A 15,271-nucleotide genomic window follows, 5' to 3' on the forward strand; every position below is an offset into this window, starting at 1 on the left:
GCTATTTTGCGGCAGGGATGCCGTTGGGAGGGAACAATGAAAAAAATGAGTTTGGCGCTGGCGGCGCTGTTGGCGTCGGCCACAGGGGTGTTTGCGCAGCAAACCCCGGCTGCCACTGGAACAGCGGCTTCACAGCCGACAGTGTTCGTTGAGGCAGGGCGTCTGCTGGCGGATCCGTCCAACGGCGTTGTGCAACGTGGTAAAACTCTCGTGATCAGAGGGAACCAAGTCGTAGAAGTGCGTGACGGCTTCGTCGGCGACGCTTCGCAAGGCGCTGTTGTGAATCTGCGCGACGCCTTCGTCCTGCCCGGTCTGATCGACAGCCACGTTCATCTGACCAGCCAGCAAGGCCCAAATACGCGCATCGACCGCATCACCCTGTCCGAGGCTGATCAGGCGATGGTCGGCGCGCGTTATGCGCATCGGACACTTTTGGCGGGCTTCACCACCGTGGCTGATCTGGGGGCCAGCAATCAGGCGATCTTCGCGCTGCGCAATGCGGTCAGAAACGGCGACGTGCCGGGGCCGCGCATCATCGCCTCGGGCAGTTCGGTGTCGATTCACGGAGGGCACGGCGACGCCAACGGCTATCGCGAGGACATCCTGCATGTGATGTCGCCAGAAAGCGTCTGTTCGGGCGCAGAGGACTGCATGCGCGCCGTTCGCACCCAGGTTCGCGCCGGGGCTGACATCATCAAGATCACGGCGACGGGCGGCGTTCTGTCGAACACGGCGGCGGGTCTGGCCCAGCAGTTCACTGATGGAGAACTGGCCGCCATCGTCGAAAGCGGCCACCGCATGGGCCGTCAGGTCACGGCTCACGCCCACGGCGTCGACGGCATCAACGCCTTCCTGCGCGCAGGCGGCGATTCCATCGAACACGGCACCTATCTGGACGATCAGTCGATCCGTCTGTTCAAGCAGAACAACGCTTGGCTGGTGCCGACCCTGCTGGCGGGTGACTTCGTGGCTCGCGTGGCTTCCGGCCCGGACAATTTCTTCACGCCCGCCCAGACGGCCAAGGCGCTGGAAGCCGGACCCAAGATGCTGGATATGGCCCGTCGCGCGCACAACGCCGGGGTCAAGATCGCCTTTGGCACCGACTCGGGCGTCTCGGCCCACGGCGACAATGCTCAGGAGTTCGCGCTTCTGGTCCGCGCCGGTCTGACCCCGTTGGAGGCCATTCAGGCCGCCACCGTCGGCGCCGCCGAACACCTGAAAATCGCGGATGAGGCGGGCAAGATCGCCGTCGGCCGCGCCGCCGACATCGTCGCTGTCGCAGGTGATCCTCTGACGGACGTGACCGAACTGGAGCGCGTGAAGTTCGTGATGCGCAACGGCGTGGTTTACCGCGCCGACTGAATCCTGCCGGTTAGGAAGGCGGCGAAAGCCGCCTGATCATCGAACCGGGCGACGACCGGCCAGGCCGCCACGCGCGTGCGCTGGTCGGGCGTCAGCCTGACCCAGTCCTTTTCGGTCGTGACCAGACCGGCGCCGTAAACCGCCGCCCGGTCCTCCAGGAACTTCATGTTCTCGGCGCTATAGGCCGCATGGTCGGGGAAGGGGACGAAGTCCGCCAGATCGCACCCCGCCGCCTTCAGCGACCGTTCGACCTTCCACGGCTTGGCGATGCCTGCGAATCCGACCTGCGGGCCGGACGGCGGAGGCCCCTCCGGGGTCAGCCGCGCGATGAAGACGGGCAGGTCGCCGAACATTTCAAGCAGTCCCGGGTCAGCGGCGTCCACATCGGTCGGCAGCATCACCACCACCGCATCGGCGCGCGCTAGTCCGGCCTTCAGCGGCTCGCGCATCGGGCCGGACGGAAACACCGACCCATCCCCGAACGGCCATTCGTCGCCGCGCGTCTCGCCGTCCACGACGATCAGGCTGACGGTCTTTTTCAGCGCGGGGTTCTGATGCCCGTCGTCCAGCACCACAGCCTGCGCCCCGTCCGCGACCGCCGCCCTGGCGCCCTCGATCCGGTCGCGTGAAATCCATACCGGCGCGTCTTGCGCCAGCATCAGCGGCTCATCGCCCACGTCCGCCGCCGTATGCGTAGCCGGATCGACCTGCACCGGCCCCTCCAGCCGCCCGCCATAGCCGCGTGACAACCCATGCGCCTCAACGCCCGCAGCGTGCAGCAGCCGCAGCGTCTCGCGCGCAACCGGCGTCTTGCCCGATCCGCCCACCGTCAGATTGCCGACCGATATGACCGCGCAGCCGGGATCGACCGGCGTGGCCTTGGCGATCTTGCTGGCTGTCACCCCGGCCCAGATCCAGCCCAGCGGCTTCAGCACCGTGCGCGTCACACGCGCGTGGCTGCTGTCGCGGATGTACCACCATCGCGGGGTGTTCAGCTTCATCGCCACATCCCCTTGGCTGGCGTCGGCGGGATCAAGGGCGTCAGCAGCGACCACAGCCGGTCCAGCCCGCCGCCTGCCTCCGCCGCCGCGCGCTTGGCCCGTTCGCCCATGGCCTTGGCCGCCGCCGGGTCGGCCAGCAGGGGCGCGACGACCCCAGCCAGTTCATGTGGGCCCTGCACCAGGATCAGCCCGCCCGCCTCGGCCAGCGACGAGGTCACGGTGGCCCAGTTGGAGGCGTCCGGCCCGCTGATCGTTGGCCGGGCCAGCCGCGCAGGCTCCAGCGGATTATGCCCCCCGACCGGCTCAAGGCCCAGGGCAGGCGCGAACGACCCGCCCATCACCACCACGTCGGCCAGACGCAGGAACAGGCCCATCTCGTTCAGGGTGTCGGCCAGGTAGATGTCCGTGTCGCGCCCGATGTTCTCACCGCGCGACCGCATGGCGAAGGCGAAACCCTCGGCCTGAAGCGCGGCGGCGATGGCGGGCGCCCGATCCGGGTGGCGCGGCAACAGGATCAGACAGGCGCGGTCAGGCAGCTTGTCCAGCGCACGGATGATGGCGATCTCCTCGCCCTCATGGGTGCTGGCCGCCACCACCACGGGCCGATCGCCGATGGCTTCGCTGATGCGGCTGAAGGCGGCGGCGTCATGCGGCAGGGGCTCGCCCGCCAGCTTCAGGTTGATCAGTTCATCGACGTGGGCGCCCAGTCGTTTCAGCCGCTCGGCCGAAACCTGATCCTGCGGCAGGACCCGATCGAATGTGTTCATCAGGGCGCGGCTGGATTTCGGGAAACGACCCCAGCCATCCACGGTCTTTTCGGTGATCCGCGCGCTGACCAGGGCCAGCTTCACCCCGCGCCGATGCGCCTCCAGCAGCATATTGGGCCACAGTTCGCTCTCGACGAAGATCGCCAGCGCGGGCCGCCAGTGATCCAGGAACCGCTCGACCACGCCTGGCCCATCGACCGGCGAGTACTGATGGATCACGCCGTCGGGCAGGCGTTCGGCCAGAATCTGCGCCGAGGTCACCGTGCCAGACGTGACCAGCACCGTCAGGTCGGGCCGCGTCTTCACAAACCGCTCGACCAGCGGCAGCAGCGACAGGGTCTCGCCCACGCTGACCCCGTGCAGCCAGACCAGATCGCCGTCGGGCCGTTCAGCGCGGGTGTAGCCCAGCCGCTCATCGACCCTCACCGGGTCTTCCTTGCCCTTTTGCGCGCGCGCATCCAGCAGGCGCGGGGCCAGCGGCTCCAGCGCGCGGGTCAGCAGGCGATAGGCGATCAGCGGCAGGGGCGTCACGGCTGAACCCTCATGGTTCCAGTCCCGTGATCTCGTCGGCCCGCGCCTCGACGGTGCTCAGCCGGTCGGCCCAGTCCAGCCGCACGGCGTCCAGGTCCTCGCCGCGGGGATAGTGCGCCACGTCCCAAACGATCGCGCCCTTGCCGAAGGGCAGGGGGATGAGGGCCCGGTCCCAGCTGTTCAGCCGGATCGCCGGATTGCACGACATGCCGATGAACAGGGTCGGCGCCCTGGAGATCTTGGCCATCATCGGCAGGCCCTCGGCCATCTGTCGCGCCGGGCCGCGCGGGCCGTCCGGCGTGATGGCCAGGGCGCCTTCCTTCAGTTGACGCAGCCCCGCCCGCAGGGCCTGCGCGCCGCCCTTGTCGCGGTCGGCCTTGTCCTTGTTCGACGACGAGCCCCGGATGGCGGGAAAGCCCTGCAGGGCCACGGCCTTGGCGATGAACTGGCCGTCGGCGGACAGCGAGATCAGCGCCTTGGCCGGCTGCGCCCGATCCAGCGGCCAGCTGGCGGGCGCCAGACTGATGCGCGAATGCCAGAAGGCGCACAGCACGCCGCCTCCCTTGTCCCAGACCTCTTCGGCGACCGACTGGTTCTCATGGGTCCAGCGGATGGTGGCGAAACAGAACTGCATCCAGCGCGCCAGAATGAACGACAGGGTCGCCTGGACGGCGGGTATGCGCAGGGGTCTCACGCGACCGTCTCGACGTTGACGGGGGCTCCATCCAGCGACTGCTGACGGGCCAGCCGGGCGTACAGGCCGCCCTTGGCCACCAGGGCGTCGTGCGATCCCTCCTCGACCACACGTCCGGCCTCGATCACATAGATGCGGTTGGCGTTCTTCACGGTCGACAGGCGGTGGGCGATCATCAGGGTCGCGCGACCCTGCATCAGCCGCTCCAGCGCCGCCTGAACCAGCGCCTCGCTCTCGGTGTCCAGCGCGCTGGTCGCCTCGTCCAGCAGCAGGATCGGCGCGTCCTTGACGAAGGCGCGGGCGATGGCGATGCGCTGGCGCTGGCCGCCCGACAGGCGCAGTCCCGCTTCGCCTGCGCGGGTGTCGTAGCCTTGGGGCAGGGCGGTGATGAAGTCGTGGGCGGCGGCGGATCGGGCGGCGGCCTCGATCTGATCCTGCGTCGCGCCGGGGCGGCCATAGGCGATGTTGTTGGCGATGGTGTCGTCGAACAGGAAGGGCTCCTGCGTCACCAGGGCGATATGTTCGCGCAGGTCATGCAGACGCAGGTCGCGCAGGTCGCGCCCATTCAGCGTCACCGCCCCGCCAGTCACGTCATAGAAACGCGGCAGCAGGCTCAGGATCGTGCTCTTGCCTCCGCCCGACGGTCCGACCAGGGCCACCGTCTCGCCCGGCGCGACACGCAGCGACACCTGATCCAGCGTCGGCGCTCCGCCGTCGGCGGCGGGGGCGTAGGCGAAGGATACGCGGTCCAGCACCACCTCGACCGGCCCGGCGGCCAGGGGCGCGGCGTCGGGCGCCTCACGGATTTCCGGTTCGATGTCCAGGGCGCCGAACAGGCGGCGCGCGGCGGTGAAGCCCTCGGCCATCACCGTCGCCAGATTGGTCACCTGACGCAGGGCTTGTCCTGCGGCCAGCAGCATGCCGATGAAAGCGGCGAACCCGCCCACGGTCATCTCGCCCGACTGCGCCCGCCATCCGGCATAGGCCATGACGGCGGCGACGACGATATAGGCCACCAGATCGCTGGACGGTCCGGCGAAGGCGCGGGCGTTGGCGCCTTTGATGACGTGGCGCTGGCGGCGGGCGACGACCTCGCCGACGCGGGCCTCTTCGGCCGCCTCGCGGTTCTCGATCTTGATCAGTCGGACCCCGTCCAGATTCTCCATCAGGGCGGTGGACAGGTTCTCCGTCTCGGTCATGGCCCCCCGCGCGGCCTTGCGGGTTTTTCTGCCGAACCGGCGCAGCACCAGCGCCACCATCGGCACGCCCAGCAGCACCACCATGGTCAGCTGCCAGTCGATGAAGCCCATGTAGATCAGCACGGCGATCAGGGTCAGCAGGTTCTGGGTGTAGGTCACCACGCCCGAGGTGAAGGCCTCGCGCACCAGATTGGCGTCGAACAGCACCGACGAGACGAAGCCGCCCGAATGCTGGCTGCGCAGCCGCGCAAGATCGGCCCGGATCATGGCCCCGAACAGACGCACCTGAATGTCGCCGACGATGGTGTGTCCCAGCCGGTTGACCAGCGCCGCCTGTCCGATGGCCGCCAGGGTCCGCGCCACGGCGACGGCCAGGATGGCTGCGGGTATCCACAGAATGGCCTTCGACGCCGGAAACTCGACCAGACCGAACAGGCTGATCGGCGCCGTCCCGCCCAGGAACAGGCCGTTCACCGCCGGCTCCAGCAGCTTCAACAGGGCCGCCGTCAGCAGACCTGTCACCGCCGCCAGCAGGATCGACAGCACCAGCGACCCCTTGTGCCGGGACAGGTAGTCGCGCCAGATCCGCGCCAGAAGGGCGCGCAGGGGCATGGTCTCGGCGGCAGTTGTGGTCATCGGCCTTCGGTCGTCCGAGCAGGCCTTCAAGTCAAGGCTTGTGTGGCGTTGCGCAAGGGGCGCTTGAACCCGGCGCATGGCTTCACTAGCTAGGGGCTGCGGGTTCGCCCGCGTTGTTCTCAGGGCGGGGTGCAATTCCCCACCGGCGGTAAGGCGGCGACGCCAAGCCCGCGAGCGCTCCCCTGGTTGGGGAGGTCAGCAGATCCGGTGTGAATCCGGGGCCGACGGTATAGTCCGGATGAAAGAGAACGGGATCACGCGCCACGTCGGCGCGCGTCGCCTTTCGCCGGGCGGGGCGCCGGCGCGTCGTCGCCCGTAACCCTGAGGAAAACTGGTTACGGAAAGGACGACGCTTGAACCAGATTTCCTCGCCATACCAACGCGCTGCTTCGCATGGCGCGCTGCTTATGGTCTGCGCCAGCCTGGCCTTCGCGGCGGGCAACACCCTGCAATCCGTCCTGCCGTGGCGCTATGGCATGAGCTCCACCGGCATGGCCTTCTGGCAATATCTGATCGCCTCGGTGCTGATGGCGCCGATCGTGATGCGGATCGGCCTGAACAAGTTTCGCACCCGTCGTCCGCTGATCCATGAAGTCCGCGCCCTGGCCTCGGCGCTGGGCGTCCATGTCTTCGTCTATGGTTTCGCGACGGGCGTGCCGATCTGGCAGATGGTGACCCTGCTGGCCACCGGTCCGCTGTTCATCATCATCGGCTCAACCCTGTTTCTGGGCGAGCGGGTTTCGGGCGCACGTCTGGGCGCGGCCCTGGCCGGGTTCGTCGGGGCGGTGGTCGTTTCGGGCGTCGGGACCGAGCATCTGGACTGGCGTGCTCTTACGCCCATCGCGGCGGCGGCCCTGTGGGCGGCGACCGACGTCCTGACCAAATATCTGGCTCGCGAAGAGACGCCAGAGACCCTGACGGTCTCGCTGCTGGTGCTGATCGCGCCCAACCATCTGGCCATTCTGCTGCTGGTCAACGCCCTGGCCTTCATGATGCCGCCGGGCGTGGCGAACGGCTTCCCCTTCGCCCTGCCGCACGGCGAGGGGCTGCTGCTTCTGCTGGCGCTGGGCGGGGCGACGGCGGCGGCGCAATATCTGCTGGCCTCGGCCTACAAGACGGCGGATGCGGTCTATCTGCAGCCGTTTGCGGACCTCAAGGTGCCTCTGGCGGGCCTGATCGGCTGGATCACCCTGGGGCAGGCGCCGTCCGTCTGGTTCTGGCCGGGCGCAGCGCTGATCGTGGGGGCGTCGGTCTTCATCTTCTGGGGCGAGAACCGCTCGGCCCAGGCGCGGATCGCCGCTGCCCAGCCCTGTCCCTGAGACACATGGTCCGCAGGCGTGGGATGACGCGGGGGCGTCGGGTCGCTATCTGACGGTCAATGTCACGCTTTGATCTCACAACTGCGATGGGCCGCTTCAAGGCCCATTGGCACTATTTCTGGGCGGATCATGCGTTTCTGCGCGCGGCCTTCTCCAACGCCCACTGGCTTGGACCCGATCTGGTGCGCACCAACCAGCCGTCGCCGCGCCAACTGGCCGGGTGGAAGGCCAGGGGGATTAAGACCGTCATCAACCTGCGCGGCGAACGCGACGAGGGCTATTACTGGCTGGAGAAGGAGGCCTGCGAGCGTCTGGGCCTGACCCTGATCAGCGCGCCGCTGGATTCGCGTGATCCTCCCCAGACGGATCGCATCCACCGCGCCCGCGACCTGTTCAAGACCATCGAATATCCGGTGTTGATCCACTGCAAGTCAGGCGCGGACCGGGCGGGGATGATGGCGGTCTTCTATCGCCACTTCCATCTGGGCGAGCCGATCTCGGTCGCGATGAACCAACTGTCCAAGAAATACCTGCACTCACGCGAGGGGCTGACGGGCGTGTTGGACTATACGCTGGAGAAATACGTCAACGAGGTCGAGCCCCGGGGGATCAGCTTCATCGACTGGGTCGACAGCCCCGACTACGACCCCAAGGCCATCCGCGCCGAGTTCAAGGCCGGCTGGTGGGGCACGCTTCTGACCGACAAACTGCTGCGGCGGGAGTAGGGGGCTTCTATCTTTCGTCATTCCGGGGCGTCCGCAGGACGAACCCGGAACCCAGGGATGCGGTTGCTGCATCAACCGTTTCAGGCGTTGAGAATGTCCCCCTGGGTTCCGGGTTCTTCGCTGCGCTCAGCCCCGGAATGACGATTCCGCACGGGACGGCGCCTCAGCTCCAGGGGCCGGTCTTCGACTCAGTCTTGGGCTCATCGCCGTTTGCGCGGGCCTCGGCGGCCAGTTCGGCGTCGCGGCGGGCCTTGCGGTCGGCTTCCCACTGTTTGAACCAGCGCGCGTAGTTGATCTTGTCGCGCAGCGAAAAACAGAACAGCGCCAGCACGGCCAGCATGCTGATGATTTGAAAAGTCTGTTGCGGTTCCAGGTTCACGGCTTTCCTCGTTCGTCCAGTTCCAGCGGGTGGATCAGGGAGCGGGTTCCGCTCCCTGATGTCGCATGACCTCAGGCGGCGTCGCCGCGCGGGTCGATCAGCTTGTGCGCGTGCAGGATGAAGTAGCGCATGTGGGCGTTGTCGACGGTGGCCTGTGCGCGGGCCTTCCAGGCCTTCTTGGCGTCTTCATAGGTGCCGAAGGCGCCGACGAACTCGACCTGCGACAGATCGCGGAACACCGGCTCGCCCAGGTGGCGCAGCTCGCCGCCGATCACCAGGTGAAGCAGTTGAGGCGGAACATTGTTTGGCTCAGTCATCGGAGTCCTGTGGCGCAGAGGGGGAGGTTTCCGCGCGGCATAGGCCCAGAATGGCCAAGGATCAATGTGCGCGGGGTGTTTTCACCCTCGCCTTAGGTCGAAAGCGGCACGTTTTTACAGCGCCGGATTATCATCGGCTGCAGCGCAGGGGCGGCGCAGACCAGGCTGGCCTGACGTGGGTCGGGCCGGTTGAACCGCCACGGACGCCCGTGGTGATCGCTGACCACGGCGCCCGCCTCCTGCGCGATCAGGCAGCCCGCCGCGACGTCCCAGTCCCATTTCGGCGTCAGGGCCAGGGCCGCATCGAACGCCCCCGCCGCCACCAGGGCCATGCGATAGGCCAGGGCGTTGCGCTTCTCGAACCGCATCGGCGGCCACGGCTCGTCGAAATAGGGCGCTTCAATCAGCCGCGCGTCGCCCAGCACCGAGGCGTCCTCCAGCGTGTCGGCGTCCGAGGCCCGGATGGACCGGCTGTTGCGCAGCGCCCCGCCGCCGCGTGTCGCCACATAGGTCTCGTCCACTTCGGGCGCATGGATGACGGCGGCGACGACTTCGCCGTCCTCGACCACCGCGATCGGCACGCACCACCACGGCGTCCGCTTCATATAGGCGACCGTGCCGTCGATCGGATCGACGATGAAGATGCGTTTCTTCGACAGCCGGACGCTGGAATCCGCCGTCTCCTCCGACAGCCAGCCATAGTCGGGGCGGGCCGCCAGCAGCCGGTCCTTCAGCATGGCGTCCACCTTCAGGTCGCCGCTGGTGACGGGCGATCCGCCGACCTTGGACGTGATCTTCAGCCCGGCCTCGCGTTCGGCCAGCGCCAGGGCGCCTGCGTCCAGCGCCGCCTGGCGGATCAGTTCAAGGTCGTCGTTCAGGTTGGTCATTTTCCGGCGATGGCCACCGCGTCGAACATCAGGCTGGGCACGTTGAAGGAACCCCGGAACTCCAGATCCGATCCCCGCTGTAGGCGCAGATAAAGCTCGGGCAGCTTGCCCGCCACGGTTACTTCGCTGACCGGATAGGCGATCTCGCCGTTCTCGAACCAGAAGCCAGACACCCCGGCGGACCAGTCGCCGGTGTTGCCGTTCAGCGAAGGGCCGAACATCGAGGTGACCAGCAGGCCGCTCCCGGCGTCGCCCATCAGGCCCGCCAAATCGCGCTCGCCCGGCTCCATATGCAGGTTGTGGGTCGAGACGCCCGACGGCCCGGCCAACCCGCGCGACGCATGGCCCGTCGCCTGCATCCCCAACTGACGCGCCGAGGCGGTGTTCAGCAGCCAGGTGGTCAGCACGCCGTCGTCGAACAGGGCGCGACGCTCGACCGCGACGCCTTCGTCATCGAACGGGGTCGACCCCAGGCCGCGCTTACGGAACGGGTCGTCGATCAGGCTGACGCCCTCGGCGAAGACCTTCTGGCCCAGTTTGTCTTTCAGGAAGGAGGTGCCGCGCGCGATGGACGGCCCAGCGATGGCGCCGACCGCGGGCGACACGATCTGGCCCGCGACGCGGTTCTCGAAGATGACCGGCGCGGTGGTCGAGGCGATCTTGCGCGGCCCGGTGCGCGACACGGCCTTTTCACCGGCATAGACGCCGATGGACTGGGCGCTGGGCAGGTCAGACAGGTGGCGGGTGGTGCGGCTTTCGCCGCCGCGCTCCATGGCCCCGTCCTTCTCGGCGATGACGCCGACGCCCAGCGAGAAGGCCGTGCCGCGATAGTCGCCGTCGAAACCGTGCGAGGTCGCCAGGCGCCAGCGGCTGGACGACCAGGAGGCATGGCCGCCTTCGGATTTCGCCACGCCGGGGACAGCCAGTGCGGCAGCCTCGGCCTGGGCTGATGCGCGCTCCAGTTCCTCCGCCGTGCGTTCGCTGGCGTCATACAGGTCCAGATCGGCATAGGGGCCGCGCGCCAGACGGTCTTCGGGTGCGAAACCGGCGTGGGGGTCTTCCGGCGCCAGACGGGCCATGGCCACGGCGCGTTCAACCAGACGGGTGCGGGTGGCCTCCGACAGATCTGAGGCGGACACCGAGGCCTGACGCTGGCCGACGAAGACCCGCAGGCCCAGATCGCGCGATTCCTCGCGCTCCACATCCTCAAGCCTGCCGTTGCGGACTCCGACCGACAGCGACTGGCGGTCGGCGCTGACGGCCTCGGCGGCGTCGGCCCCGGCCTTCAGGGCCGCCTGGACGATGTCATTGAGAAGATCGGTGGAGACGGACGCGGTCGTGGTTTCAGTCATGCCCCGATATGGCGGACGCGCCCCCGCACCGCAACATGGCGCCGCCGAACAGTCTCACACGATGGCGTAGGCGATCAGGCCCACCGCCGCCGCCAGCAGGGAAATCCACGTCAGACCCATGCCCAGCACCCGCCCCAGCGATGGCCCGGTCTGGAACAGCAGGCCCAGCGCATGGATGATCCGCCCCGCAAACAGCGTCCCGCCCACCGCATGAACCATCCACGGCTCAGCCCCCAGCACCGCCAGCAGCCCCATCGCCGCCATGCCGGGCGCGGCGTATTCGACGCAGTTGCCAAAGGCGCGGGTGGCGGACTGAAGCTCAGGGTTCCCCCCGTCGCCGAACGAGACCAGATGCCGCCTGCGACCGCTGGACACCACGCCGGACAGCACCAGCAGCAACAGTATCAGCAGGCCGCTCCACAGGCCCGCCGCCTGCAGAGCCAGCATCAGATGAGGCGTCATGGCTCAGTTCTCGCGCGCGATCGGGTACAGCAGGTAGCGGTCGTCATAGAAGGGCGTCCGCTCATAGAACCAGGCCAGCCGGGCCTGCGGATCGGCGGCGAAGGCCGCATCCGCCGCCAGTTTCGCCTCGAACTCGGCCTTGAGCGCCGGGTCCGCCGCCAGCATCTTCTCGGCCAGGGGCGCAATGGCGTAGGCCTCGATATATTCGACCCGGCTCATCACCTCGGGGAACAGGCCCCAGGCGAAGAAGCTCTCGTTCGACTGCGGCTCCAGCAGCAGGATGGCCACATCGCCCAGCGGCTGATCGGTCGGAACCCGCACCGATCCAGTGGGGAAGGTCCAGTCGCGGCGCTCCACATTGACCGTCTCGACCGAGGTCTGGACGTGGCCCTCATTGGGGCTGGCGGCCAGTTTGGGCGACACCAGACGCAGCATGTCGACGTTGACCACGCGCGGCGCCGCGACCGTCTCCATCTGCACCCCGTGCGCCTTCAGCCGCTCGATGATGTCGGTGCGGTAGCTGGGAATCCAGTAGGCCGTCGGCCGTTGCAGGGTCAGGGTCGGCTTGGACCCATAGAAGGGCATCTGCCACAGCACGGGGTCAGGCTGGCCCGACCAGCGGATTTCGTTGCGGCCCGACGCCGGACTGAAATAGGTGTCGAACAGCACGCCCTTGAACGGACGGGTGGAGGAAGGGGCCTCGTCCTGCTCGAAATTGGCCAGGATCTCCGCCGGGCGCAGGGCGCGGTCCTGTTCGGTCGCCGCCCTCAGCGCCGAACCCTTGTCCGCCAGCAGCCTCAGCGCCTCTTCGATGAATACGTAGGTGCCCAACACCCGCTGCTCGTGCGGCTTCAGGCTGTGGTTCTCGATCAGGATCGTCGGGACGTGGGCCGCCGCACCCCAGCCGTTGGAATAGCGTTCGCCCAGCCCGCCGTCCGACAGGCCCTTCTTAGGTTCATCGTCATCGACCCCGAACACCAGCTCGCCGGGGATGTGGCCTTCACGCTCCAGCGCCGCATTCATGGCGGGCTTGAACACGGAATCCAGCCACTGCGATCCGTGCGGCGAGCGGCTGAACGAACCGTCCTCGCCATTGAAGCCGAAGGTCACGTCATACTGGTAGTCCAGACCGTCGGTGACGTGGACGTCGACATAGAGGTCGGGTCGGTATTTCAGGATCAGACCGCGCACGGCCCGCATCTCGGGCTGGTCCAGCTTCAGATAGTCGCGGTTCAGGTTCTGGTTGCTCGCCGTGTTGCGCCAGCCCTGAATGCGTGGCCCGCGCTGGTTGGGCCGGGAATAGGCCGACGCCCGTTCATGCCCGTCCACGCTCAGGATCGGGATCAGGATCAGGTTCACCCGGTCCAGCAGGGCGTCCTTGCCGTAGAAGGCGATGTCGCGCAGCAGCATCATGCCCGCGTCCTTGCCGTCGATCTCGCCGGGGTGGATGCCCGCCTGGATCATCAGCACCGGCTTGGCCGGATCAAACGCAGCGCCGTCCTTGGACGCGATCACCGCATAGATGGGCCGCCCCTCGGGCGACGTGCCGAACTGTTCGATGCGGATCAGGTCCGACGCCGCATCCAGCCGGTCGAACCAGGCGCGGGTGTCGGCATAGTCGGGGCTGAAATCATGGGCGGGATCCGCCTCGAACGCCGTGACCCACGGATCGGATACGCCCCTCAACAGGGCCTTTGACGCGCCGTTCCACGCGGGCGCTGGCGGCAGGAAGGCTTGATCCCACGGGGCGGCGTTGGGAACGGACGAAGGCGTTTGAGACATGACGGGGGTCACCCAGCAGGTTAGGGCGGCCAGAACGGCCGGAACTGCAAGATAGGGATGCATGAAGGCTTTCGTGGGCCGATTGCCCCCGCCTGACAAGCTCATCCCCCCGCGCCCAGCGCCGGCGCCCAGCCTCCGGCTGCAATCAGCGCCGAGGCCGCGTTCAGCACGCCCCACAGGCTGTAGAGCAGCACGATCACCAGGGCGGCGACCACCGCACGACGCCACGGCGTAAAGGCGGCTGTGGCCGTGCAGATCACGAATATGCCGGTTCCGACCCACAACCTGACCGAACTGGCCAGTTTGGCGAACCCGGGATCCAGTTGGGCCAACACGAGCAGCACCATCGCCACGATCAGGTTGGCCGCCAGAATGCACGAGAAGACCAGCCGCCGCCGCGCCCAGAAATGATCGTCCAGATCAATCCTGTCCTCGCCGCCTTCAGCTGAAACCCGCGGGAAGGTGATGCTGGCGGCGACATAGAAGGTGGCGGCGATAATCAGGGCGATCAGCAGCACGGAGGTGTTGAACGGCGCGCCGCGGAATATCACCCAGGCCTGGTTCCAGAAGGTGCCGATCTCGATGGCCACGAACATCGCCAGCAGGGGCGTCAGCAGGCCGAACCGGATGCGGTCCTTCTCATGCAGGACCCGCGCAAACCCGCCGACCAGTTCGGCGACGGACAAGCCCAGCAACAGGCCATAGAAACTGAAAAAGAACTCGAACGAACTCAAACGCCATCCCCCGGACTGAGAACGACAGAGCTAAACCGTATCCGGGGCCGCCGCCAGTCGGCGTCTTGTGCAGGCATCGCCTCCGCCGCGATCAGGCGGCGGAGGCGGCGGTCATGGTCAGATCGGCATTTCGACGCGGTTCACCGTGCCGATGGCGCGATTGTAGTCGCTGACGATGCTCTCGCGGTGGCGGTCATTCTTGTCCTGCTTGTAGTCGCGCCACGAGCCGATGATCGAATCCAGGTTTCCGGCGATGGAGCTGAGCTCGGACTTGTTGGCGGCGTCTGCGGCCAGACCCGCCTGGGCCTCGCGCAGCTTACCGGTGGCGGCGACGAACTCGGGCAGCAGGCGGTCGGCCTCGGCCGTGTTGTCGTCGATCACGGCGGTGGTGAAGTGATCGGCCTTCTGCATGGCGTCCATCATGCTGGCCTCGGCGGTGTGGCCCGCCTTGACCAGGGCCGCCATCTTGGCCGCATTGGCGGCGCGCTGATACTCGGTCAGGGCCGCATCGAACTCGTTGATGCCCGCGATCGAGTTTTCGTAGGCCGAGATCAGGGCCGCGTGCGCGGCCTTGCCCTGGGCCAGATTGTCTTCGCGATAGGCGCGGGATTCATAATAGGGGTCCAGCGTCTTCCACTGGGCCAGCAGCGCCTCAAGGTGCGGCAGCAGCTTGTCCACCGCCGCGTCGGTCCGCTGGCTCTGGCCGCCGCCCGACAGGGCCTTGCCTTCCTTCAGCTTGGCGATCGCCGTTTCCAGCGTGGTGATGTTCTCGGGGAAGTTGATGGTGCTGGACGCAGCGGCGTTCGGAATATCCGTCTTCTGATAGCGTTCGAAGTTCTCGGATACGCCCCAGTTGTTGTCGATCAGCTTATTGAACGCCTCGGAATAGAGGCCCATTTTCTGCTGCGTCGATTCGTTTCCGGCGGCGGCCGTGATCGATTGGGGCCGCCCTTCGGCGCCGCCCTTGGCGTCGCCCTGTCCGCAGGCCGCAAGCCCCATCGTCATCGCGCAGACCAAGGCCATGGCGCTGACAGCTGTCCGAGATTTCATATGGATTTTCCCTTCCTCGACCGGCGAAGAGACAGCTTCGCCGCAGTCCGGGAGACGGAACGCCACGGCAAAGC

15 protein-coding genes and 1 riboswitch are annotated in these 15,271 nt (G+C 67.3%); of the genes, 3 read left to right on the forward strand and 12 right to left on the reverse strand.

Annotated elements, in window-relative coordinates; genetic code table 11:
• The first annotated feature begins 36 nt into the window (after nucleotides 1-36).
• The gene (locus JKF87_RS07960; protein WP_201099200.1) at nucleotides 37-1,362 is read left to right on the forward strand and encodes a metal-dependent hydrolase family protein; all 1,326 of its coding nucleotides are present in this window, start codon (nucleotides 37-39) and stop codon (nucleotides 1,360-1,362) included.
• Here the strand turns inward: JKF87_RS07960 and lpxK are convergent.
• The 4 genes from lpxK to JKF87_RS07980 are packed head-to-tail and all read right to left on the reverse strand — an operon-like array spanning nucleotide 1,347 to nucleotide 6,190.
• The gene (lpxK, locus tag JKF87_RS07965; protein WP_201099499.1) at nucleotides 1,347-2,363 is read right to left on the reverse strand and encodes a tetraacyldisaccharide 4'-kinase; all 1,017 of its coding nucleotides are present in this window, start codon (nucleotides 2,361-2,363) and stop codon (nucleotides 1,347-1,349) included. The two genes, JKF87_RS07960 and lpxK, sit on opposite strands and share 16 nt — an antisense overlap.
• On the reverse strand, nucleotides 2,360-3,661 hold the full coding sequence (locus tag JKF87_RS07970; protein ID WP_201099202.1) for a 3-deoxy-D-manno-octulosonic acid transferase: 1,302 nt from the start codon (nucleotides 3,659-3,661) through the stop codon (nucleotides 2,360-2,362). The genes lpxK and JKF87_RS07970 overlap by 4 nt, the downstream gene beginning before the upstream one ends.
• A 10-nt stretch (nucleotides 3,662-3,671) precedes the next feature.
• Entirely contained in the window at nucleotides 3,672-4,355 is a 684-nt protein-coding gene (locus JKF87_RS07975; protein WP_201099204.1) for a lysophospholipid acyltransferase family protein, read from the reverse strand.
• Nucleotides 4,352-6,190, reverse strand: coding sequence for an ABC transporter ATP-binding protein (locus tag JKF87_RS07980; protein ID WP_201099206.1), 1,839 nt, complete (start codon nucleotides 6,188-6,190; stop codon nucleotides 4,352-4,354). The genes JKF87_RS07975 and JKF87_RS07980 overlap by 4 nt, the downstream gene beginning before the upstream one ends.
• A gap of 111 nt (nucleotides 6,191-6,301) precedes the next feature.
• A riboswitch (FMN riboswitch) is annotated at nucleotides 6,302-6,444 on the forward strand.
• Between the two features lie 99 nt (nucleotides 6,445-6,543).
• Between JKF87_RS07980 and JKF87_RS07985 the strand changes: the two genes are divergently transcribed.
• Together JKF87_RS07985 and JKF87_RS07990 are read left to right on the forward strand one after the other, a co-directional pair.
• Nucleotides 6,544-7,509: a DMT family transporter gene (locus tag JKF87_RS07985; protein WP_201099208.1), complete on the forward strand. Its 966-nt coding sequence runs from the start codon at nucleotides 6,544-6,546 to the stop codon at nucleotides 7,507-7,509.
• Between the two features lie 59 nt (nucleotides 7,510-7,568).
• A complete protein-coding gene (locus tag JKF87_RS07990; protein WP_201099216.1) occupies nucleotides 7,569-8,234 on the forward strand; it encodes a fused DSP-PTPase phosphatase/NAD kinase-like protein in 666 nt (221 codons plus the stop codon).
• A gap of 163 nt (nucleotides 8,235-8,397) precedes the next feature.
• Here JKF87_RS07990 and JKF87_RS07995 read toward each other — a convergent pair whose 3' ends face one another.
• From JKF87_RS07995 to JKF87_RS08030, 8 genes are all read right to left on the reverse strand, one after another.
• The gene (locus JKF87_RS07995; RefSeq protein ID WP_201099218.1) at nucleotides 8,398-8,574 is read right to left on the reverse strand and encodes a hypothetical protein; all 177 of its coding nucleotides are present in this window, start codon (nucleotides 8,572-8,574) and stop codon (nucleotides 8,398-8,400) included.
• A 110-nt stretch (nucleotides 8,575-8,684) separates the two neighbouring features.
• The gene (locus JKF87_RS08000; protein ID WP_201099220.1) at nucleotides 8,685-8,930 is read right to left on the reverse strand and encodes a DUF4170 domain-containing protein; all 246 of its coding nucleotides are present in this window, start codon (nucleotides 8,928-8,930) and stop codon (nucleotides 8,685-8,687) included.
• Between the two features lie 92 nt (nucleotides 8,931-9,022).
• Nucleotides 9,023-9,817: a 3'(2'),5'-bisphosphate nucleotidase CysQ gene (locus JKF87_RS08005; protein WP_201099222.1), complete on the reverse strand. Its 795-nt coding sequence runs from the start codon at nucleotides 9,815-9,817 to the stop codon at nucleotides 9,023-9,025.
• Nucleotides 9,814-11,169, reverse strand: coding sequence for a TldD/PmbA family protein (locus JKF87_RS08010; RefSeq protein ID WP_201099224.1), 1,356 nt, complete (start codon nucleotides 11,167-11,169; stop codon nucleotides 9,814-9,816). The genes JKF87_RS08005 and JKF87_RS08010 overlap by 4 nt, the downstream gene beginning before the upstream one ends.
• 54 nt (nucleotides 11,170-11,223) lie before the next feature.
• Nucleotides 11,224-11,631 (reverse strand): MAPEG family protein, encoded by a 408-nt coding sequence (locus tag JKF87_RS08015; protein WP_201099226.1) that lies wholly within the window; start codon nucleotides 11,629-11,631, stop codon nucleotides 11,224-11,226.
• 3 nt (nucleotides 11,632-11,634) lie between these two features.
• Nucleotides 11,635-13,413, reverse strand: a complete 1,779-nt coding sequence (locus tag JKF87_RS08020) for a M14 family metallopeptidase (protein ID WP_201099228.1) — start codon at nucleotides 13,411-13,413, stop codon at nucleotides 11,635-11,637.
• 101 nt (nucleotides 13,414-13,514) lie between these two features.
• On the reverse strand, nucleotides 13,515-14,147 hold the full coding sequence (locus JKF87_RS08025; RefSeq protein WP_201099230.1) for a hypothetical protein: 633 nt from the start codon (nucleotides 14,145-14,147) through the stop codon (nucleotides 13,515-13,517).
• 117 nt (nucleotides 14,148-14,264) lie between these two features.
• Nucleotides 14,265-15,197: a DUF3829 domain-containing protein gene (locus JKF87_RS08030; RefSeq protein WP_201099232.1), complete on the reverse strand. Its 933-nt coding sequence runs from the start codon at nucleotides 15,195-15,197 to the stop codon at nucleotides 14,265-14,267.
• Nucleotides 15,198-15,271: the final 74 nt, after the last annotated feature.

Origin of the sequence: Brevundimonas nasdae, assembly GCF_016654005.1 — a bacterium.
Taxonomy (GTDB): Bacteria; Pseudomonadota; Alphaproteobacteria; order Caulobacterales; family Caulobacteraceae; genus Brevundimonas; species Brevundimonas nasdae.